The sequence below is a fragment of the Streptomyces sp. NPDC041135 genome (assembly GCF_055592085.1).
The window spans coordinates 580637-600406 of record NZ_JBVIYZ010000003.1 but is presented as its reverse complement, the minus strand read 5'-3'; the positions used below and the strand labels follow the sequence as shown (position 1 = coordinate 600406).

14 protein-coding genes are annotated in these 19770 nt (G+C 71.8%); 6 read left to right on the top strand and 8 right to left on the bottom strand.

Annotated elements, in window-relative coordinates:
* Positions 1 to 69 precede the first annotated feature (69 nt).
* Complete coding sequence (locus ACZ6CZ_RS10870) at positions 70 to 681, bottom strand: antibiotic biosynthesis monooxygenase (RefSeq protein WP_469017795.1); 612 nt, start codon at positions 679 to 681, stop codon at positions 70 to 72.
* A gap of 193 nt (positions 682 to 874) precedes the next feature.
* Between ACZ6CZ_RS10870 and ACZ6CZ_RS10865 the strand changes: the two genes are divergently transcribed.
* Positions 875 to 1567, top strand: coding sequence for a glycoside hydrolase family 75 protein (locus tag ACZ6CZ_RS10865; protein ID WP_469017793.1), 693 nt, complete (start codon positions 875 to 877; stop codon positions 1565 to 1567).
* Positions 1568 to 1639: 72 nt separating this feature from the next.
* On the opposite strand, the gene ACZ6CZ_RS10860 is transcribed toward ACZ6CZ_RS10865, so the two are convergent.
* Entirely contained in the window at positions 1640 to 3508 is a 1869-nt protein-coding gene (locus tag ACZ6CZ_RS10860) for a glycoside hydrolase family 6 protein (protein WP_469017790.1), read from the bottom strand.
* Between the two features lie 33 nt (positions 3509 to 3541).
* Positions 3542 to 5029, bottom strand: a complete 1488-nt coding sequence (locus ACZ6CZ_RS10855; protein ID WP_469017787.1) for a cellulose binding domain-containing protein — start codon at positions 5027 to 5029, stop codon at positions 3542 to 3544.
* A gap of 272 nt (positions 5030 to 5301) precedes the next feature.
* Between ACZ6CZ_RS10855 and ACZ6CZ_RS10850 the strand changes: the two genes are divergently transcribed.
* Positions 5302 to 8217: a glycoside hydrolase family 48 protein gene (locus tag ACZ6CZ_RS10850; protein WP_469017785.1), complete on the top strand. Its 2916-nt coding sequence runs from the start codon at positions 5302 to 5304 to the stop codon at positions 8215 to 8217.
* Between the two features lie 196 nt (positions 8218 to 8413).
* Entirely contained in the window at positions 8414 to 11098 is a 2685-nt protein-coding gene (locus tag ACZ6CZ_RS10845; RefSeq protein ID WP_469017783.1) for a cellulose binding domain-containing protein, read from the top strand.
* 55 nt (positions 11099 to 11153) lie between these two features.
* Here ACZ6CZ_RS10845 and ACZ6CZ_RS10840 read toward each other — a convergent pair whose 3' ends face one another.
* The 3 genes from ACZ6CZ_RS10840 to ACZ6CZ_RS10830 form a co-directional block, all read right to left on the bottom strand.
* A complete protein-coding gene (locus ACZ6CZ_RS10840; protein WP_469017780.1) occupies positions 11154 to 13070 on the bottom strand; it encodes a rhamnogalacturonan lyase in 1917 nt (638 codons plus the stop codon).
* A 117-nt stretch (positions 13071 to 13187) separates the two neighbouring features.
* Positions 13188 to 13937: a class I SAM-dependent methyltransferase gene (locus tag ACZ6CZ_RS10835; RefSeq protein WP_469017778.1), complete on the bottom strand. Its 750-nt coding sequence runs from the start codon at positions 13935 to 13937 to the stop codon at positions 13188 to 13190.
* A 5-nt stretch (positions 13938 to 13942) separates the two neighbouring features.
* Complete coding sequence (locus ACZ6CZ_RS10830; RefSeq protein WP_469017775.1) at positions 13943 to 14248, bottom strand: 4a-hydroxytetrahydrobiopterin dehydratase; 306 nt, start codon at positions 14246 to 14248, stop codon at positions 13943 to 13945.
* A 129-nt stretch (positions 14249 to 14377) separates the two neighbouring features.
* On the opposite strand from ACZ6CZ_RS10830, the gene ACZ6CZ_RS10825 reads away from it, so the two are divergent.
* The 3 genes from ACZ6CZ_RS10825 to ACZ6CZ_RS10815 all read left to right on the top strand — a co-directional run bounded on the left by ACZ6CZ_RS10825 (position 14378) and on the right by ACZ6CZ_RS10815 (position 17001).
* Positions 14378 to 15250, top strand: a complete 873-nt coding sequence (locus tag ACZ6CZ_RS10825; protein WP_469017772.1) for a helix-turn-helix domain-containing protein — start codon at positions 14378 to 14380, stop codon at positions 15248 to 15250.
* A 102-nt stretch (positions 15251 to 15352) separates the two neighbouring features.
* The gene (locus tag ACZ6CZ_RS10820; protein WP_469017769.1) at positions 15353 to 16216 is read left to right on the top strand and encodes a helix-turn-helix domain-containing protein; all 864 of its coding nucleotides are present in this window, start codon (positions 15353 to 15355) and stop codon (positions 16214 to 16216) included.
* 233 nt (positions 16217 to 16449) lie between these two features.
* Positions 16450 to 17001: a nitrate reductase molybdenum cofactor assembly chaperone gene (locus ACZ6CZ_RS10815; RefSeq protein ID WP_469017766.1), complete on the top strand. Its 552-nt coding sequence runs from the start codon at positions 16450 to 16452 to the stop codon at positions 16999 to 17001.
* A 92-nt stretch (positions 17002 to 17093) separates the two neighbouring features.
* Here the strand turns inward: ACZ6CZ_RS10815 and ACZ6CZ_RS10810 are convergent, their stop codons facing one another.
* Both ACZ6CZ_RS10810 and ACZ6CZ_RS10805 read right to left on the bottom strand, forming a co-directional pair.
* On the bottom strand, positions 17094 to 18290 hold the full coding sequence (locus ACZ6CZ_RS10810; protein WP_469017763.1) for a cellulose-binding domain-containing protein: 1197 nt from the start codon (positions 18288 to 18290) through the stop codon (positions 17094 to 17096).
* Between the two features lie 93 nt (positions 18291 to 18383).
* Entirely contained in the window at positions 18384 to 19766 is a 1383-nt protein-coding gene (locus ACZ6CZ_RS10805; RefSeq protein ID WP_469017760.1) for a cellulase family glycosylhydrolase, read from the bottom strand.
* Positions 19767 to 19770 lie beyond the last annotated feature (4 nt).

Sequence of the window (19770 nt, the reverse complement as noted above, 5' to 3'; positions counted from 1 at the left end):
CCGGCCGCCCTCTCACGGCCGCCCGCCCGCCGCATGGCGGGCGGGCGGCCGTGGCGTGCCCGGGGCCCGTCAGCCGGGCCGCGCGTCGGCGTGCACGACCTCGAACTCCTCCAGGCCGGTCACCCGCACGTGCGCCTTCGCCGCCCCTTCGTGCCGGGCCGCCGCCTGGCCCGCGCGGGAGGCCACGAGGGAGGTGCGGTCGACGAACACCGTGCCCACGAGGGCGCGCCCGCGGTCCCGGTCCAGGAAGAGGGCCGCCCTGGCCAGGCCGGGCAGCGTCTCGTAGCGCGGCAGCACCGTCGCGCGGAACGTCTCGGTGAACAGGTCGGCGTCCGCCGGGTCGAACTCCACCCGGGTGAGGCGCAGTCCCCCGCCCGCCGCCAGGTGCTGGACCAGGTGGAAGACCGGTACCTCGTAGGTCTCGACGGTCACGGTCGCGGCGAAGGGCTCCAGCAGCGCGGGCCGCCGCTCCCGCATCACCTCGTCGCTGTTGGCCCGGGTCTCCTCGGACGTCCACCAGCTCATGCTCAGCAGTTTGCCGAGGTCGCGGTCGACGAAGACGCCGGCGCCGAGGTAGCCCGGCCGCTCCTCGAGCAGGTCACGCCCGGCGGTGTTCAGGGCCCGTACGGCTGTGTCGATGCCGCCGGGATCGCCGGTCACGTACACGGTGCGGACGAACACGGCGCCTCACCTCCCTGGAGCCGCCGGAATGCGGGACGCATCCGTCGCCCTCAGTCTTCTCCCGTGGACAAACACCCGCAATCGGTACACCGGCCGGGAGTTAGCGACCAAGGGATTGACGGGGACATGCAAGCGGGTCCACCTTGTACCCCACTCAGTAAGGAAAGTTTCCTAACAGAAGGGTCACCCCACAGTGCGTCTTCGATCACTGACCCTCGCCGCGGCCTCCGGCGCGGCCCTGCTGGCCGCCGCCCTGCCCGCGCAGGCCACCGGCCACTCCTCCGCCCGCTCGGTCCAGGAGGGCACGGTCAGCGCGGCCGACCTGCTCGCCAAGGTGACCTCCTGCGCGCAGATCTCCAACGGCAAGTACCGCACCGACGAGGAGACCTCGGCCACGGTCCCGGTGTGCGGCAAGAACGGCGCGGTGTTCTGGAAGGCCGACATGGACATCGACTGCGACGGCCGGCCCACCACCAACTGCAACGCGGACCGCGACCCCTGGTTCCAGGACGACACCGCCTTCCACCAGTCCGACGGCAGGGCGCTCAGCGCCGAGTCGCTGCCGTACGTCGTGGTGCCCAGCTCCAGCAGCATCTGGAACTACGCCGGCTCCGGCATCCAGGGCGGCGGCGTGGTCGCCGTGATCTACGGCGGCAAGGTCGAGTACGCGGTGGTCGGCGACACCGGCCCCACGCAGATCATCGGCGAGGCGTCCTACGCCACCGCGAAGGCGCTCGGCATCGACCCCGACCCGGCGACCGGCGGCACGGACTCCGGGGTGACGTACATCCTGTTCAAGAACTCCAAGGTGTCGCCGATCGAGAGCCACAGCGCGGCGGTCACCCTCGGCGACAAGCTGGCCCGGCAGTTCCTCCAGAACAACTGACTCCGCGACCGAACGGACCGGACATGCCGCGCCGGGGCCCGTGCGTGCGGGCCCCGGCGCGGTGTCAGGCGGTCAGGACAGGGGCGGGTAGGCGTTCTGCATCAGCTGCTGGAACTGCGCGGAGAACCAGTGTCCGGCCAGCGGAGCGTTCGGCAGTGCGCCGGTGGGGCTGTTGCCGTTGCGGGCGTTGCCCCCGTAGGTCGGGTCACACATCTGGTCGAAGCCCTTGCCCTCGTCGTTGGCGACGGCGGAGCTGGCACCGTCCGACTCCCCCGGAGGCTTGACCCACACGTAGGCGTCGATGCCCGCGGCCGGCGCGGCGGTCGGCCGTTCACCGAGGCCCGCACCGCTCTGGTTGCACCAGTTGCCCTGGTGGATGCGCCGGTCGATGCGGCTGCCGTTGACGTAGGCGTCGACCGAGGTCAGCGGGCCCGGGCCGGTGGGCCGGGCGGAGCCGCCCCAGCCGTTGCGGGAGGTGTCGATCAGCATGCCGAGGCTGGAGTTGAAGCCGGCCGCGACCAGCTTGTCGCGCAGCCCCTGGGCGAAGGACTGCTCGTCGACGTACTGGTTCCAGTCCACCCACTTGGACTGGCGCACGGTCGTGCCGTTGACCGTGTCGGTGACCTTGAAGTTCGGCTCCTTGGTGGGGCTGTAGTTGGCGGTGTTGACGATGAAGCCGGTCACGTCGTTGACGCTGGCGCCGTTGCTGGTGGCCGTCTTGTAGAACTCCTGCACCGACGGGCCGAGGTTGGAGTCCCAGCCGAGCCAGCCGTGGTGACCGGCGTCGATGTAGTTGTAGACGTTGGAGAGGGCCCCGAGCTTGTCCAGGGCGTAGCCGACGCCCTTCTCGTAGTTGCCGTTGGCCTTCATGGTGGAGCAGGCCTCGGTGGTGGTGTTGGTGCCGCCGGCGTTGGTCACCAGGTTGGGCAGCGAGTCGGGCTCGATGACCGTGGCGATGCGCAGGCCCGCGTACTTCGAGTCCGCCAGGATCGAGGCGATCGGGTCGATGTACTGCGACTTGTACTTGTCGATGTCCGTCGGGCCGAGTTCGCCGTTGGAGGCGAGCGCCGCGCAGTCGCGGCCGGGGAGGTCGTAGATGACCAGCTGGACGACGAGGTTGCCGCTGCCCTTCTGCTTCAGGGCCTCGTCCAGGTGGGCGCGCAGACCCATCCCCCCGTTGACGCCGTTGATGGCGGCGATCCGGTCGAGCCAGACGGCGGTGGGCTGGTTGGAGATGCGGCTGCCGCCCGGTTCGGCGGCGGCCAGGGCCGACCACTCGGGGTTCACGTACACCTTGGCCCCGGTGTAGGGGTTGTCGACGCGGCCGCCGCCCCCGCCGTCGTCGCCGCCGGTGGTGCCACCGGTCGTACCGCCGGTCGTACCGCCGGTGGTCCCTCCGGTCGTACCGCCGGTGGTCCCTCCGGTGGTGCCGCCCGTGGTCGTCCCGCCCGTGGTGGTCCCGCCGGTCGTGCTGCCCGTGGTCCCGCCCGTGGTGCCACCGGTGGTCCCGCCCGTGGTGCCGCTGCCGGCGTTGCACGTGACGCCGTCGAGCGTGAACGTGGCCGGGACGGCGTTGGTGCCGCTGTAGGAGCCGTTGAAGCCGAAGCTGACCGTGCCGCCGCTGGCGATGGAGCCGTTGTAGCTCTCGTTGGCCGCGGTGACGGCCGTACCGCTCTGGGTGATCTTCGCGTTCCAGCCGTTGGTGACCTTCTGGCTGCCGCCGTACGTCCACTTCAGCGACCAGCTCGACTTCGCGGCCGCGTTGTTGGTGATCGTGACGGCCGCGGTGAAGCCGGTGTCCCACTGGCTCTGGATCTTGTAGTCGACGGCACAGGCCGGCGCGGCTGCCGCGGAATCGGCCGGGATGGCCGCGAACGCCGTCCCGGTGGCTCCGGCGAGGAGGCCGAGGGCCACCAGCAGCGTTGTATTGGTACGACTCATGAGTGCGGGTTTCCTTCTTCCGAGGTGCGGGGGTTACGGGTTGAGGGCACGCAGGTGATCGCGCAGCCCGGTGCCGTACGCGGTGGGTGTGCCGTCGTACGAGGAGATGAGGGACGGCCCGGAGGAGCAGTCCCAGGTGTTCCAGGTCCACCCGAGGTACGACAGGTTCCGGTCGTCGAACCACTTCATGACCTGGTCGACGAACCCGTGCGAGCAGGTGTTCTCCCCGATCTCGCCCGCGACCAGCGGCACCTTGGCCGCGACGGGCGCGAGGGTGGAGTTCCAGCAGCTTTCATTCGCACAGGTGTTGAAGTTGTAGACGTGGTACGCGGCGGCGAGATTGCCCGCCGGGTCGGCCGGCCGGTAGGTCAGCCACTGGCTCAGGTCGTTGGAGTACGCGAGACCGCCGGCCATGACGACGTTCTTCGCGCCGGCGCCGCGGACGGCGTCGAGCATGTCCTGCATGCCGGCGACCTCGTAGGAGATGCCGGGGCAGGTGCCCCCGTCGCGCCAGCACGTCCAGGCGTCCGCGGTGCTGGAGGTCGCCCGGTCCGGGTACGGCTCGTTGAACAGGTCGAACACGGGCGCCGGGTCGTTCTTGAAGGTGGCCGCCACCGAGGACCAGAAGGACGGGCTGTACTGCATGTCGGGCATCGGCTTCTGGCAGGTGGCGTGCACGTCGGAGCAGCCCGCCGAGTTGCCGGTGTACTGGCCGTAGGTCCAGTGCAGTTCGAGGACCGGCGTCATGCCGTGGGCCTCGACCCGGGCCACCAGGTCCTTGACGGCGGCGATGTAGTTGGCGCCGCCGTACTCCGGCTTGACGTTGGGCAGGCCCAGCCAGCACTCCTCGTTGAGCGGGATGCGGACGGTGTTCGCGTGCCAGTCGGCGATCGCCTTGATCGCGGCGTCGTCGACCGGTCCGTCCCAGATGCCGTATCCCTGGACGCACATGAACTCGCCGCCGGAGCGGTTCACGCCGAGCAGCCGGTGGGCGGTGCCCTGGGCGTCCACCAGCTTGGTGCCCGAGACGTGCAGCGCGGGCGCGGAACCGTTCGCCGGGGGTGGCGGGTCGGTGGGTGTGGGGGTCGGGGTCGGGGTCGGTTCCGTGTCCGTGTTGCAGGTGGTGCCGTTCAGCTTGAACGCCGTGGGCACGGCGTTGCTCCCCGACGTGGAGCCGAGGAAGCCGGCGCTGACGCTCGCGCCCGTGCCGAGAGAGCCGTTCCAGCTCTCGTTGGCCGCGGTCACGGTGGTGCCGGACTGGGACCACTTGGCGTTCCAGCCCTGGGTGACCTTCTGGCCGCCGGCGAAGTCGAAGGTCAGCTTCCAGCTGCTGACCGCCGCGGTGTTGTTGGTGATCTTCACGGCGCCCTGGAAGCCGTTGTCCCACTGGCCGGTGACGGAGTACTCCACCGTGCAGGCAGGTGTGGCTCCCTCAGCCGTCACCACCGGTACGACCACGCTTCCGACGAGCGCGGCCGCCCCGGCAACGGCTAAAAGTGCTGAACGCGGGGGGTGTCGCATGAGCGAGTCCTTGCAGCTCGGGCGCGCCGTGACGGACGCGTCGACTGGATGGAACCGCTCCCACTGGTGCGATGGAAGGTAGCGCCAACTCGCCCTGAGGAACAGGGTCTTCGCGCGAATTTTCTCCGACAGGCCTGTCGAACTTTTTCGACTCTTCAAGCATCTTGACCGCCCCAGCCCCCGTCCCCACTATGGGAGCGCTCCCACTGGTTCAAGACTTGTTTTCTCCCCGAGCTTCCCCGAGCCGCAAGCCGCAAGGAGGAACCAGCACCATGGATCCCGGACGCAGACAGAAGGCCGTGCGGCGGGTGTGGACCGCCGTGCTCGCCGCACTCGCCCTGCCCGTCTCCTTACTGGCCACCGGCACCGCTCCCGCGCAGGCCGCGACGGTGCAGTGCAGCGTGGACTACAAGACGAACGACTGGGGGTCCGGCTTCACGGCCGACCTCACGATCACCAACCGCGGCACCGACGCCATCAGCGGCTGGACCCTGACCTACGGCTACTCGGGCAACCAGAAGCTGGTCAGCGGCTGGAACGGGACCTGGTCCCAGTCCGGCCAGTCGGTCACCGTGAAGAACGCGTCGTACAACGGGTCGATCGCGGCCGGCGCCGCGGTCTCCACCGGTGCGCAGTTCACCTACAGCGGCAGCAACGCCGCGCCCTCCTCGTTCGCGGTCAACGGCACCACCTGCGCCGGTGCGCACCAGCCGCCGGTCACCGTGCTGACCAGCCCCGCGGCGGGGGCGGTCTACACGCAGGGTGCGGCCGTCCCGCTGGCCGCCACCGCGGCGGCCGCGGACAACGCGACGATCAGCAAGGTGGAGTTCTACGACGACACCACGCTGCTCGGCACGGACACCAGCGCGCCCTACACGCTCTCGGTCTCCAATTTGACCGTGGGCAGTCATTCCCTGGTGGCGAAGGCCTACGACAGCCTGGGCGCGTCCGCCGCGTCCACGCCGGCCGGCATCACGGTGGCCTCCGGGCCCGCCGTCGTCGCCTCACCGAGCCAGCTCGGGGTCCAGCAGGGCAAGTCGGGCACCTTCACGGTGAAGCTGTCGACGCAGCCGAGCGCGAACGTCACGGTGAGCGTGGCCCGCACCGACGGCAACACCGGGCTGTCCGTCACCGGCGGTTCCTCGCTGACCTTCACGCCCGCCAACTGGAACACCGCGCAGACGGTGACCGTCACCGCGGACTCCTCCGGCACCGGCACCGCGACCTTCACCGCCTCGGCCACCGGACACGCCAAGGCGACGGTCGCCGTGACGGAGCTGGCCGCGACGAAGGCGTACGACGCCCGCTTCCTGGACCTCTACGGGAAGATCACCAACCCGGCGAACGGCTACTTCTCCCCCGAGGGCATCCCCTACCACTCGGTGGAGACGCTGATCGTGGAGGCCCCGGACCAGGGCCACGAGACCACGTCGGAGGCGTACAGCTACCTGCTGTGGCTCCAGGCGATGTACGGCAAGGTCACCGGCGACTGGTCGAAGTTCAACGGCGCCTGGGACATCATGGAGAAGTACATGATCCCCACGCACGCCGACCAGCCGACGAACTCCTTCTACAACGCCTCCAAGCCGGCGACCTACGCGCCCGAGTACGACACGCCGAACGAGTACCCGGCGAAGCTGGACACCTCGGTGCCGGTGGGCTCTGACCCGATCGCCGGTGAGCTGAAGTCCGCGTACGGCACGGACGACGTCTACGGCATGCACTGGATCCAGGACGTCGACAACGTCTACGGCTACGGCAACGAGCCCGGCAAGTGCGAGGCCGGCCCCACGGCCACCGGACCGTCGTACATCAACACCTTCCAGCGCGGCCCGCAGGAGTCCGTCTGGGAGACGGTCCCGCAGCCGACCTGCGACGCGTTCAAGTACGGCGGCAAGAACGGCTACCTGGACCTGTTCACCGGGGACTCCTCGTACGCCAAGCAGTGGAAGTACACGGACGCCCCGGACGCGGACGCCCGGGCCGTCCAGGCCGCCTACTGGGCCGACCTGTGGGCGAAGTCGCAGGGCAAGAGCGCCGACGTCTCCGCGACGGTCGCCAAGGCCGCGAAGATGGGCGACTACCTGCGGTACGCGATGTACGACAAGTACTTCAAGAAGATCGGCAACTGCACGAGTCCCTCGTCCTGCCCGGCGGGCACCGGCAAGGACGCCTCCCACTACCTGCTGTCCTGGTACTACGCCTGGGGCGGCGCCAACGACACGTCCGCGGGCTGGGCCTGGCGCATCGGCTCCAGCCACGTCCACGGCGGCTACCAGAACCCCCTCGCCGCCTACGCGCTCAGCTCCAACGCCGACCTCAAGCCCAAGTCGGCGACCGGCTCGGCCGACTGGTCCAAGTCGCTCCAGCGGCAGCTGGAGTTCTACCAGTGGCTCCAGTCGTCCGAGGGCGGTATCGCGGGCGGTGCGACCAACAGCTGGGGCGGCCGGTACGCCACCCCGCCGGCCGGCACCTCCAGCTTCTACGGCATGTACTACGACCCGGCGCCCGTCTACCACGACCCGCCCTCCAACCAGTGGTTCGGGTTCCAGGCCTGGTCGATGGAGCGCGTCGCCGAGTACTACCAGCAGACCGGGAACGCCCAGGCGAAGGCGGTCCTCGACAAGTGGGTGAAGTGGGCGCTGTCCAAGACCACGATCAACCCGGACGGCACCTTCCGCATCCCCTCCACGCTGCAGTGGACCGGCCAGCCCGACACCTGGAACGCGTCGAGCCCCGGCTCCAACAGCGGACTGCACGTGACCGTCGCCGACTACACCGAGGACGTCGGGGTGGCGGCCGCGTACGCCAAGACCCTGTCGTACTACGCCGCCAGGTCGGGTGACGCGACCGCCAAGTCCACGGCGAAGGCGCTGCTGGACGGCATGTGGGCGAACGACCAGGACAGCCTGGGCATCGCCGTGCCCGAGACCCGCACCGACTACAGCCGGTTCAACGACAGCGTGTACGTGCCGAGCGGCTGGAGCGGCACCATGCCCAACGGTGACGCGGTCAACTCCTCGTCCACCTTCGCCTCGCTGCGGTCCTTCTACAAGAGCGACCCGAACTGGTCGAAGGTCGAGGCGTACCTCAAGGGCGGCGCCGCGCCCGTGTTCACGTACCACCGCTTCTGGGCCCAGGCGGACATCGCCATGGCCATGGGCGCGTACGCGGAACTGCTCGAGTAGAGCGCAGCCCTGCTCGTGCGCGCGGCAGCCCGAAACCGTCCCCGCTGAACGCCGCGCGCACGCGACCTCGCCACCGGACGGCGAGGTCACCGGACCGGGCGGTCCCCACCCGAACAGGGGGCCGCCCGGTCTCCCGCGCTTTCCCCCCTCCCCGACGCGCCCCCTGCCCAGACGCCTCTTCGAGAGGACCCCCACCGTGCGCAGAACCCGCATCCTCACGGCCGTGCTGGCGCTCGCCGCCGGCCTGCTCGCCGGCACCCCGCCCGCACTGGCCGCGGCCACCTCGCAGGTCACGGTCGCGGCCGACACCTACACCTGGCGCAACGTCCGCATCGACGGCGGCGGCTTCGTCCCGGGCATCGTCTTCAACCGCACCGAGAAGAACCTCGTCTACGCCCGCACCGACATCGGCGGCGCCTACCGCTGGCAGCAGTCGACGAAGACCTGGACACCGCTGCTGGACTCGGTCGGCTGGTCCGACTGGGGGCACACCGGGGTCGTCAGCCTCGCCTCCGACTCCGTCGACCCGGACAAGGTGTACGCGGCCGTCGGGACGTACACCAACAGCTGGGACCCGGGCAACGGGGCGGTGCTGCGCTCCGCCGACCGGGGCGCGAGCTGGCGGAAGGCGGACCTGCCGTTCAAGCTGGGCGGCAACATGCCCGGCCGGGGCATGGGCGAGCGCCTGGCCGTCGACCCGAACCGCGACAGCGTGCTCTACCTCGGCGCGCCCAGCGGCAAGGGCCTGTGGCGCTCCACCGACTCCGGGGCAAGCTGGTCGCAGGTGACGAGCTTCCCGAACCCGGGCACCTACCGGCAGGACCCGGGTGACACCAGCGGCTACGCCAGTGACAACCAGGGCGTGGTCTGGGTGACTTTCGACGAGTCGACGGGGACGGCCGGGAGCGCCACCAGGACGGTGTACGTCGGGGTCGCCGACCAGGACAACGCGGTGTACCGCTCGACGGACGCGGGCGCGACCTGGACCCGGCTGGCCGGACAACCGACGGGCATGCTCGCCCACAAGGGCGTCCTGGACGCGAAGAACGGCTACCTCTACCTGGCCTACAGCGACAAGGGCGGCCCGTACGACGGCGGCAAGGGCCGGCTGTGGCGGTACGCGACGGCGAGCGGCACCTGGACCGACATCAGCCCGGTGGCGGAGGCGGACACCTACTACGGCTTCAGCGGGCTGACCGTGGACCGGCAGCATCCCGGCACTGTCATGGCCACCGCGTACAGCTCCTGGTGGCCGGACACCCAGATCTTCCGCTCCACGGACAGCGGCGGCACCTGGACGAAGGCGTGGGACTACACGTCGTACCCCACCCGCTCCGACCGCTACACCATGGACGTGTCCAGCACGCCCTGGCTCACCTTCGGCGCCACCCCCTCGCCGCCCGAGGAGAGTCCGAAGCTGGGCTGGATGACGGAGTCGCTGGAGATCGACCCGTTCGACTCCGCGCGGATGATGTACGGCACGGGCGCGACGCTGTACGGCACCGAGAACCTGACGAACTGGGACAGCGGCGGCCGGTTCACCGTCCGGCCCATGGTGCAGGGCCTGGAGGAGACGGCCGTCAACGACCTGGCCGCGCCCCCGTCCGGCGGGGCGCAGCTGTTCAGCGCGCTCGGTGACATCGGTGGCTTCCGGCACACGGACCTGACGAAGGTGCCGGCGCTGATGTACACCTCCCCCACCTTCACCACGACCACCAGCCTGGACTTCGCCGAGACGAACCCCGCCACGGTGGTGCGCGTCGGCGACCTGGACTCGGGCCCGCACATCGCGTTCTCGACCGACAACGGCGCCAACTGGTTCGCCGGCACCGACCCTCCGGGGGTCTCGGGCGGCGGCACGGTCGCGGCCGCCTCGGACGGCAGCCGGTTCGTCTGGAGCCCGGCGGGCGCGGGCGTGCGGTACACGACCGGGTTCGGCTCGTCCTGGTCGGCGTCGAGCGGCATCCCGGCGGGGGCCGTCGTCGAGTCCGACCGCGTCGACCCCAAGACCTTCTACGGCTTCAAGTCCGGCACCTTCTACGTGAGTTCGGACGGCGGCGCCAGCTTCACGGCGTCCGCCGCGAGCGGTCTGCCGAGCGGGGACAGCGTGCGGTTCAAGGCGCTGCCGGGCACCCGGGGCGATGTGTGGCTGGCCGGCGGGGCGGCCGACGGCGCGTACGGCCTGTGGCACTCGACCGACGGCGGGGCGGGCTTCACCAAGCTGCCGGGCGTCGAGCAGGCCGACACCATCGGCTTCGGCAAGGCGGCGCCGGGGGCGTCGTACCAGACGCTCTACACCAGCGCGAGGATCGGCGGGGTGCGCGGCATCTTCCGCTCCACGGACCGGGGCGCCACCTGGACCCGCGTCAACGACGACGCCCACCAGTGGGGCTGGACGGGCGGGGCCATCACCGGCGATCCGAGGGTCTACGGGCGGGTGTACGTCTCCACGAACGGCCGGGGCGTCGTCTACGGCGACACCGCCGCCGGTGACGGCGGAGGCGGCACCGACCCGACGCCGACCCCCACCCCGACGCCGACCCCGACGCCGACGCCGACCGGTGCCTGCGCGGTGACGTACAAGGTCACCAACCAGTGGTCGGACGGCTTCCAGGCCGACGTCCAGCTCGCCAACACCGGCTCCACCGCCTGGAACGGCTGGTCGCTGAACTGGTCCTTCGCCGACGGGCAGCAGGTCACCCAGCTCTGGAACGCCGGCGTCACCCAGTCCGGCACGGCGGTGACCGCGAAGAACGTGGCCTGGAACGCCACCGTGGCCCCGGGCTCCTCGGTGGGCTTCGGCTTCACCGGTACCTGGACCGGGGCGAACGCCACGCCGGCGTCGTTCCGAATGGGGACCCAGAGCTGTACGGTCCGCTGAGCCGGACCGGTCATCGAGGGCGCGTGCCGCGGCCGGCACGCGCCCTCCGCCGCGGTTACGGCGTGTACACCGCCGGGCGCGGCGCCGTCCGCATCCCGTCGCCCAGGAAGAAGCTCGGGTGGGGCGGCTGGTTGTAGGCGGTGTTCTGCCAGGCCAGGGCCGTGCGGTACTGCGTGTCGTGCAGCAGGGTGGTGATCCTCGTGGTGGTGTCGTACGGCGTGGAGTAGATCCGCAGGGCGGTGTTGTCCGTCGTGGGCCAGACGACCTCCTCGCGCCAGTCGCCGAGGATGTCGCCGGACAGGGACGGGGTCGCCTTGGTGCCGTTGCCGGAGTGGACCGAGGCTCCGGTCAGCAGCCGGGTGTCACCGGACGTGCCGTACTTGTCGATGTGGGTGCCGTCGAGGAGTTCCCGTACCGGGTCGCCGTCCCACCAGGACAGGAAGTTGGTGCTGGACGGCTTGCGGGTGGCCACCACGGTGCCCTTGGGGTTGCGGACGCCACTCTCGGACGACGACCAGGACTCGGCTCCCGCGCTGCCCGCCCAGACGTCGCCGGAGACGCCCCGGCCGTTGTCGCCGTTGGCGGGCGTGGACCACAGGACCTGCCCGGTCCTGGCGTCCGCCATCCAGGAGGACGGCTTCGAACCGTCCTCGTCGACCTTGAACTCCTCCAGGCCGGCGCGCGCGGGATCGAGGTCTCCGACGTGCAGGGCGTCGCCGTGCCCGTTCCTGGTGGTCCACAGACCGGATCCGTTGTCGTCGACGGCCATCGAGCCGTACACGATCTCGTCCCTGCCGTCGCCGTCGACGTCGGCCACCGACAGCTGGTGGTTGCCCTGACCGTCGTATCCCTTGCCGGAGTTGGACGAGGAAGCGGTGTCGAAGGTCCACCGGCGGGTGAAGGCGCCGCCCCGCCAGTCCCAGGCGGCGATCACCGTGCGGGTGTAGTAGCCGCGGGCCATCACGAGTGAGGGCCGGGAGCCGTCCAGGTAGGCGGTGGCGGCGAGGAAGCGGTCCACGCGGTTGCCGTAGGAGTCGCCCCACGACGACACGGTGCCGCGCGCGGGGACGTAGTCGACGCTCTGCATCGCCCTGCCGGTGCGGCCGTCGAACATGGTCAGGTACTCGGGGCCGGACAGCACGTAGCCGCTGGAGTTGCGGTGGTCGGCCGAGGCGCTGCCGATGACGGTGCCGGTCCCGTCGACCGTGCCGTCGGCCGTCTTCATCGCGACCTCGGCCCGGCCGTCGCCGTCGTAGTCGTAGACCTGGAACTGCGTGTAGTGCGCGCCCGAGCGGATGTTGCGGCCCAGGTCGACGCGCCAGAGGCGGGTGCCGTCGAGGGTGATGCCGTCGACGATCGTGTCGCCGGTGTAGCCGGACTGGGAGTTGTCCTTGGCGTTGGTCGGCTGCCACTTCAGCACGAAGTCCAGCCGCCCGTCGCCGTCGAGGTCGCCGACGGAGGCGTCGTTGGCCTCGTAGGTGTAGGCGACGCCGTCGGGTGTGGTGCCGCCCGCGGGCGGGCTGATCGGTACGTCCTTGTAGCCGGTGCGGAACTGGACGGCGTGCACCGAGTCCGGCCCCTCCACGCCGCCCACGACCGCGCGGACCGTGTAGTCGGCCTGTGCGGGGGCGCCGGCGTGGAAGAACGTGGTGGAGCCGGTGATCGGGGAGGCGTTGACCTTCGTACCGGCCCGGTAGACGTTGAAGGAGACGGTGTCGGGGTCGGTGCCGAGCCAGCGCCAGTCGACCAGGTTGCCGCTGTCGGTGTGGACGCTGACCACGCCCCGGTCCAGGGCCTCGACCTGCCGTGCGGTGGCCGCCTCGGCGGTCTGGGTGGACAGGGCGGTCAGGCCGGCGCCGAGCAGGGCCGCGACGGCCGTCAGCGCGGCGAGGCCGGCGGCCCGGCGGGCGCGGGGGCGGTGCGGGTGCGGACGGGGGCGTGGTGCGTGGGGGTGCGGGTGCGGGTGCTTCATGTGACGTACCTCCTGGGGAGGACGGACGGGTTCCTTACTCGAGTCGCCGCCGTTCGCGTTCACGTTGCCGGGTCCCCCGGGGGGATGGGCATCAACTCCCGTGCGGTACCGCCCGGTTCAGCCGGTCGTCGGCTTGGCGAAGGCCCGCAGGGCGAAGCGCGGGTCCGGGCGGCGCCGGTCCTGCTCCGGCAGCCGGGCCAGCCGCCCGGCGAGGTCCTCGGTGCGCGGATCGCCGGGCGGCAGCAGGGTGAACCAGCCGCGCCGCAGGTCGGCGATGGTGTCACGGGGGCTGCGGCCCTGCCCCAGGCCGGCGAAGGAGGCGGCACCCGCGGGGCGCAGTCCCGCCGCGGCGGCGCAGGCGGCGACGGTGCCGGCCGCGTCGGCGGCGGGGCGGCGCGGGCGCGGGACGAGGACGGCGTCGATGTCGCTGCCGACGTCGTGGGCGGCCGCCTTGTCGACGGTGGTGACGTACACCCCGCCGGGCCGCAGCACCCGGGCGCACTCGGCGACGACGGCCCGGACGTCCGCCGGGTGGTGCAGCAGGTGCAGCAGCCAGATGCTGGTGACCGCGTCGAACGTGCCGTCGGCGAACGGCAGTCGCCTGCTGTCGGCGAGGAGCACCGCGCCCGGCAGCCGGGTCGCCGCCAGGCGGGCCATGGGCGGGGTGATGTCGGTGGCCGTCACCCGCAGCCCGGGCCGGGCCGCCGCGAGCCGCCGGGTGACCAGTCCGGTGCCGCAGGCGGTGTCGAGGAGCCGGCCCGCGTGCTGGGATATCAGGCCGAGGGCGGCTTCGGCCGCCGCCCGGGCGCGCGGTTCGCCGCCCCGGGTCGCGTCGTAGTCCTCGGCTTCCTTCCCGTAGTCGAGCATGCCCGTCAGTGTGCCCCGTGGCCGGGGGCGATGTCCTCGATCCGGCGGGCCAGCCGGAAGTCGAGCGCGGTGACGGCGCCGCCCACGCTGTGGGTGTGCACGGTGAGGGAGACGATGTGGTAGCCCAGGGTCAGGTCGGAGTGGTGGTCCAGCTCCTCCTGGATGGCGGCGATGTGCATGACCAGCGCCGCCGCCGCGAAGTGCGAGCCGAGCCGGTACGAGCGGGCCAGGCGGTCCCCGTCGAGCGTCCAGCCCGGCAGCTCGGCCAGCCGGTCCTCGATCTCCTTCTGCGACAGCGGTTCCACGGCCATGCTCGGCTCCCTGCGTCGGTGACGGACCGTCGGTGGCGGATACCGGTTCAGCGTGCCACAGGGCGGCCGCACGGGCCCGCCGCTCCGGCCGCGTCCGCGGCCGGGTCGCCGTCGGTTACGGTCGTCCCCATGACCACTGCCGCGCCGAGCACCGCCGCGTCCCGGCCCGCCGTCGCCACCGCCCCCTCCGCCGGCCGGGGCGTCGGCCCCCTGCTGCGGGCCTGGCGGGAGCGGCGCCGGGTGTCCCAGCTCGAACTGGCGCTGCGTGCCGACTCGTCGGCCCGGCACATCAGCTTCATCGAGACGGGCCGCTCCCGGCCCAGCGAGGAGATGGTGCTGCGGCTGGCCGAGCACCTGGACGTCCCGGTGCGGGAGCGCAACGCCCTGCTGCTGGCGGCCGGTCACGCCCCGCGGTACCCGGAGACCCCGCTGGACGATCCGGCACTGGACGCGCTGCGGGACGGCATGGAGCGGCTGATCCGGGGCTACGAGCCGTACCCGGCGCTGGTGGTGGACGCCACGTACACGGTGGTCGCCGCCAACCGGGGCATCGCGATGCTGCTGGAGGGCGTGCCGGAGGCGCTGCTGGCGCCGGCGCCGAACGCGATGCGGCTGACGCTGCACCCGGAGGGCCTGGCGCCGCGCATCCGCAACCTGCCCGAGTGGCGCGGGCACCTGCTGGCGCAGATGGAGCGGCAGATCGCCCTGCACCGCTCGGCCGCGCTGCGCACGCTGTACGACGAGGTGGCGGCCTACCCGGTGCCGGACGCGGGGCCGTGGGACGGCGACGAGGAGGCGGACGGTGCGGGTGGACCCGCCGGGCCGGTGGCCTGGTTCGCGCTGCCCCTGCGGATCGAGCACGCGGGCCGGACGCTGTCGTTCGTGTCGTCGATCTCCACCTTCAACACGCCGATGGACGTCACGGTCGCCGAGCTGGCGATCGAGACGTTCCTGCCCGCCGACCCGGCCACCGCCAAGTACCTGCACACCGTGGCCGGTTGACCCGCCGGTGTGACTGTCACGCCGACCGGGTCGACCAGATGTGCGAAGCGGCGTCACATGGCACACTGCTCGCGTACTTCGGCGCGTAGGGGAGGGCGTGGCGTGAGTGAACGGCGGGCTGCGCCCACGGTCGGCCAGGTGGTGCTCGGCAAGCGGCTGCAGGAGTTGCGGGAGGCCGCCGGGTTCTCCCGTGAGGAGGCCGCCCGGGTGCTGCGGGTCGCGCCGGCGACCGTACGGCGCATGGAGATGGCCGAGGTCTCCCTGAAGATCCCGTACGTGCAGGTGCTGCTGACCACGTACGGCGTGTCCGACGAGGAGACGGTCGCGTTCGTGGAGCTGGCCGAGGAGGCCAACCAGCCGGGCTGGTGGCAGCGGTTCCACGACGTGCTGCCCGACTGGTTCAGCCTGTACGTCAGCCTGGAGGGCGCCGCCCGGATCATCCGCTCCTACGAGCCGCACTTCGTGCCCGGCCTGCTGCAGACCGAGGCGTACGCGCGGGCGGTGATGGAGGCCGGCACCATCGGGCAGGCCGGGCCCGGGACCATCGAGCGCCACGTGTCGCTGCGGATGGAGCGCCAGCGCCTGCTGGACAAGGACGACCCGCCCCACCTGTGGGTCATCATGGACGAGACGGTGCTGCGGCGCCCGGTGAGCGAGCACCCCGAGGTGATGCGCGAGCAGCTGGACCGGCTGCTGGAGTACGCGGACCGGGACGGGGTGACGCTGCAGCTCGCCGAGTTCGCCGCCGGACCGCACCCGGGGACGTACGCGCCGTTCACGCTGTTCCGGTTCGCCCAGCCGGAGCTGCCGGACATGGTGTTCACGGAGTACCTCACCGGCGCCCTCTACCTGGACGCGCGCCAGGAGGTCGCGGCCCACCTGGAGGTGCTGGACCACATGACGGCCCGGGCCGCCTCCACGCAGCGCACCCGCACGCTGCTGCGCCGCTACCGCGACACCTTCTGAGCCCCCGCACTCCCCCCGCGCCCTCCCCCGGGCCCTGCCCCGGACGGCCGGTCTGAACGGGTGGGGCCGCCGGGCCGGCCCTAGGTTCGACAGCACGGGGCGACCGAGGGAGCGCACGTGAGCGAGACGCAGGTTCCATCCGGCAGGCCGGGGACGCGCCCGGCGCCCGGCATACGGCAGACCGGGCGGCGACGGCACACCGGCGCCGCCCGCGCGGACGCGGAGGCGGCCTGATGCCCTCGGACGCGGTATTCTACCAGGCCGCGGCGCTCTGCCTCACCTACCCGGACGACGACTTCGTGGCCCGGCTGCCGCTGCTGCGCGAGGCCGCACCACAGCTGAGGACGTTCACCGACCACGCGGCCGTCACCCCGCCGCCCGCACTCGCCGCGCACTACGCCGAGGTCTTCGACTGCGCCCACCCGGTCCCCGAACCGGGCCGGCACAGCCTGTACCTGAGCTGGTGGCACGACGGCGACACCCGGCGGCGGGCCGCGTCCGTGGACCGGCTCAGAGACCTCTACCGGGCGCACGGCCTGGAGGTCAGCGGCCAGGAGCAGCCGGACTTCCTGCCCGCGGTGCTGGAGTTCACCGCCCGTACGGGCGACACGGCCCCGCTGGCCGGATACCGCGGCAGCCTGGAGCAGCTCCGGGCGCGGCTGACCGCCCTCGGCACTCCGTACGCCGGTGTCCTGGACGCGGTGTGCGCCACCGTCCCGGTCGCTCCTCCCCCGCGGCCCCGGTCCGCTCCGCAGGACGGGCCCGGGCACGGCGAGGAGAGCTGAGGCGGCGGCCGGGCGGCCGCCGCCGGGGGCCGGACACGGGCGAGCGTCCGGCCCGGTGTCCCGGCCGTGTGCCGCCGGGACACCGGGGGCGGTCAGCAGCCGATGGGGGCGGAGCCCACGGCCACGTCGTCGAACCACAGGGTGTCGTCGCCCACCCCGTAGCTCTCCCAGCCCAGGCGCAGGCTGGTGGGCCGGGGCGGGGTGGTGCGGGAGAGCCACTGCTGGTCGACGTCCTGGGTGGGGACGCCGTCGACGTGCAGGCCGGCGATCCGCTCGTCCCCGAGCCAGGTGTCGAGGTTGGGGGCCTTGGTGTCGATCGCGAAGCGCAGGCACTGCCAGCTTCCGGTCGGCAGCGGCTTGCTCAGTGCCACGCCGGCCGGGCTCTGCGCCGGCAGGGTGGCGTCGTCGCTCTCCCGGTTCCACTGCAGGGCGCCGTTCTGGCCGCCGATGCGCAGGCTCCGGCCGGCCTGGGAGGTGTCGGGCATCGAGACGAACGCGACATGGGCCGCGGGCAGCGCGGTGGTGTGCCGGACCCACATGCGGGCGTACAGCACCGGGCCGACCGAGGACAGGTCCGCGGTGGCGGCGACGAAGGCGTGGTTGCAGTAGCCGGCCCGGCCGTCGACCCGCAGCGACCGGCTGCCGCTGTGCGCGACCGAGGTGTCGACCGAGGCCGTGCCGGTGCCCTGGCAGTCGGGTGCGGTGAACCGCCAGGCGCCGGACGGGGTGGAGCCGGTCTGGTCCTCGAAGTCCGAGCAGATCACCGCGGACCCGCACTCCGCGCTCGGCGGCGGGGTGGTGGGCGGCGGAGTCGTGGGGGGCGGGGTGGTGGGGGGCGGGGTCGGCGTGGTGCCGTCGCCGCCGCAGGAGACGCCGTTGAGGGCGAAGTCGGTCGGTGCCGGGTCGGCCGAGCGCCAGGTGCCCTGCACACCGAAGTCGGCGCCGGCCCCGGTGGCCAGCGCGCCGTTCCAGCTCGTGTTCACGGCGACGACCGACCGGGCGGACTGGGTGACGGTGGCGTTCCAGGCCGAGGTGACCTGCTGGTCGCCGGTGTAGGTCCAGGTCAGCCGCCAGCCGCTGAGGGCCGGGCCGAGGTTGGTGACCTTGATCTGGGCGGTGTATCCGCCGGACCACTGGTTCACGGTGTAGTCCACCCGGCAGCCGGCCTCGGCGCCGCTCGCGGACATCGCCGTGACGCCGGAGACCGTGAGGCCGGAGACCAGCAGGGCGGCGGCCGTGAGGACCGCAGCCCAGGGCCGGCGCGGTAATCGGGGGAAGGGGACGCGCATGTGTGCCTCCGAGGTAGCGGGTGCGGGAGATTTTCGGGAGCGCTCCCAACCATCGGGACGGGGCTCCGGACCGGCCGGAGCCCCGTCGGGAGGTCAGCTGGTGGGGAAGTTGTCCGCGGTGCTGATCCGGTTCTTGACCAGCGCCCCGGAGTCGGTCAGCACGCCACTGCTGCTGTAGTCGGTGCCGTCGCAGGTGCCCGGCCGGAGTGCCGCGCTGCTCTCATTGGCGTCGGAGTAGGTCCAGTTCGCGTAGCTGATCTTCAGCTGATCGAGCAGGTCCAGCCAGGCCGTGGTGCTCGCCTGGTCCATCGCTCCGCCGCCGGTGGCGCTCACCGTGCCGAATTCGGTGACGAACAGCGGCAGTTTGGAGGCGGCCCGGCTCACCGCGGCGCGGTAGTTGTCCTTGTGGCTGGCCGCGTAGAAGTGGAACGTGTACATGATGTTGGTCGCGTTGACCGGGTTGTTGATGATCTCGCTCTCGTTGGAGCCGTCCGAGACGCCCAGCGAGGACCAGCCGCGGGTGCCGACGATGACGACGGCGTCCGGGTCGGCGGCCCGGATCACCGGGATGACCTGCTCGGCGTAGCTCTTGATGGCCGCCCAGCTCACGCCGTTGGGCTCGTTGGCGATCTCGTAGATGACGTTCTTCTTGGCCGCGTTGCGGGCGGCGACGTTGGCGAAGAACGTCTTCGCGCGGTCGATGTTGTAGTTCGGGTCGCCCGGCGTCAGGGTGTGGAAGTCGATCACCGCGTACATGCCGCGGGCCTCGGCCATGTCGACGTAGCTGTTCACGCGGCTGGTGAAGCCCGCCGGGTCGGTCTCGTAGCCGCTCTCCTGCACGTACATGGCGATGCGCAGCAGGTCGGCCTTCCAGTCCTTGGCCAGCGCGTCCATGGAGGCGGTGTTGTAGCACTTGCTGAACCACTGGATGCCGTGCGTGCTCATGCCGCGCAGCTGGATGGGGCGGTTGTACTGGTTGCACAGGTTCACGCCGCAGACGTGCAGCTGACCGTTGATGTCCAGGGGGGTGCCGGTGCCCGGGGTGGGCGGCGGGGGCTCGTCACCGCCGCCGACGGAGCCGGTACAGGCGACGCCGTTGAGCGTGAACGCGCTGGGCTTGGGGTTGGAGCCCGTGAACGAGCCCGTGAAGCCCAGGTCGGCGGAGCCGCCGGTGGCCAGCGTGCGGTTCCAGTCGAGGTTCGCGGCGGTGACGGCGGCGCCGGACTGCGACCAGGTGGCGTTCCAGCCCTGGGTGATCTTCTGCCCGGAGTCCGGCCAGGTGAACTTCAGGGACCATCCGGTGACGGGGGCGCCCAGGTTGGTGACCTTCACCCCGCCCTGGAAGCCGCCCTGCCACTGGCTGCTGATCGTGTAGTCGACCTTGCAGCCGGTGGCGGCCACCGCCTGGGGGCTGAACAGCGCCGTCAGGCCCAGAACCGTCGCGCAGGTGGCCAGTACGGCCAGAAAGCGTCTCAAGGTG